The following is a 1,488-nucleotide window of genomic DNA, read 5'->3' on the forward strand; positions in this document are numbered from 1 at the left end:
TGATCGATAATGAGGCGCAAGCGCCACTGGTCCGAGCGCAGCGCCGAATGGTGATCCGCGCCCATCAGCAGGCAGCGGGCTCAAGGGGGGGGGACTCAGATGGAAGGTTTCGGCCGTTCTCGACTGTCCGGCGGGAAAACGATCCCGCGGATCGTTTTCTGATCCGCCTTCCACTTCACGACCAAGATCCACCTCCGCGTGAACGGTGCGGGGCTGCCGATGCGCAGCGAGATCTCCGGCGGCGAGACGGCTGACGTGAAAGGGTTCGACCTGGTGATGGCGCAGGATCTGCCGGAGCCTGAACATTTCCTCGCCGACAAGGGCCATGATGCTGACAAGGGACGGGAAAAGCTCGAGGAACGTGGTATCGTGGCGGTCATCCCGATGCGGCGCAACCGCAAGGAATGGCGCGCTGTCGACCGCGACTTCTACCGCTGGCGCAACCTGGTCGAACGCTGCTTCTCCAAGCTCAAGCAGTGGCGCCGGGTGGCAACGCGCTATGACAAGACCTCCCTGAGTTTCCTCGGGTTCATCGGCATCGCGTCCGTCCGCATCTGGCTCCGCGTTTTGTCAACATGACCTAGGCAGCGGCACATGGCCCTTACAGAGAACTGTCCGCGATGCTCGGCCACGAACGCGCATCTCACTTGTTCGGGCAGGCATTCGAACCGATGGCATGCCTGCCCTCACTCCCTGGCGAAATACGCGGTGACCTTTTTGGATGTCGCGCTCCTCCGGGACCCGCACCAGCTCCTTCTTCAGCCGCCGGATCTCGGCGTCCTTCTCAGCGTCGCCGGATGACCCCTTCGCGAACTTCTTCTGGCAGGAGTAGAGGGAGTATTGGCTCGCCCCCAGACGCTCGGCCACCTCCCTGACCGGGTAGCCCCTCTCCGTGATCTGCGCGACAGCGTCTCTCTTGAAATCGTCGCTGGACTTGCTGTTGCTCATCATGGCCTCCTTGCCTCAAAATTAGCGGAGAAGGCGTCCACGATACACGGGGCTAATCAGTCGGAGTTCGGGATTGCGGTCGCGAAGGGCATTCACGACTTGGACCGGCTGCTCGAAGCCGCGCGCGCCGTGCCCGCACCGTCCGGGCGCTCATTGCCCGCGGCTCGAGGATGGCGAGGCGCGATGCGAGGCGATGGCACGGGGCGGAGGCGGGACGGACGGAACACGCGGTCCGGACCGGTGCGGCTCAGACCGCGGGCCGTTGATCGGGACCAGTCCCCCAGCGGACTCCATCAGGGCGTGCGGCCCCTCATGCCGCAAATCAGGCGCGCCCGGGGCGGCGTTCGGACCGGTGGCACTTGCCCCTCGCAACATGGCCGCGACCAACCGGAATGCCGAACCCAGGCAAAGCTCCTGCCGAGGGGCCATCCATACACGGTCCTCGGACCAATGGCGGATAGCGGCTCGCTCCGCGGCACGCCGCACGGAACGGCGGTGCCGGACAGGAAGGCTGCATGCCCCTTGGACAAGGTGAACCGG

Annotated in this window: 2 pseudogenes; one reads left to right on the forward strand and one right to left on the reverse strand. The window is 65.1% G+C overall.

Features of this window, described 5'->3' with window-relative positions:
• Positions 1-579, forward strand: a pseudogene (locus tag HCC78_RS32500) (IS5 family transposase); the annotation flags it as partial.
• 2 nt (positions 580-581) lie between these two features.
• On the opposite strand, the pseudogene HCC78_RS32505 reads toward HCC78_RS32500, so the two are convergent.
• Positions 582-951: pseudogene (locus HCC78_RS32505) on the reverse strand (transposase); the annotation flags it as partial.
• Between the last annotated feature and the right edge of the window lie 537 nt (positions 952-1,488).

This window comes from Mangrovicoccus sp. HB161399 (assembly GCF_013184745.1).
Classification (GTDB): Bacteria; Pseudomonadota; Alphaproteobacteria; order Rhodobacterales; family Rhodobacteraceae; genus Mangrovicoccus.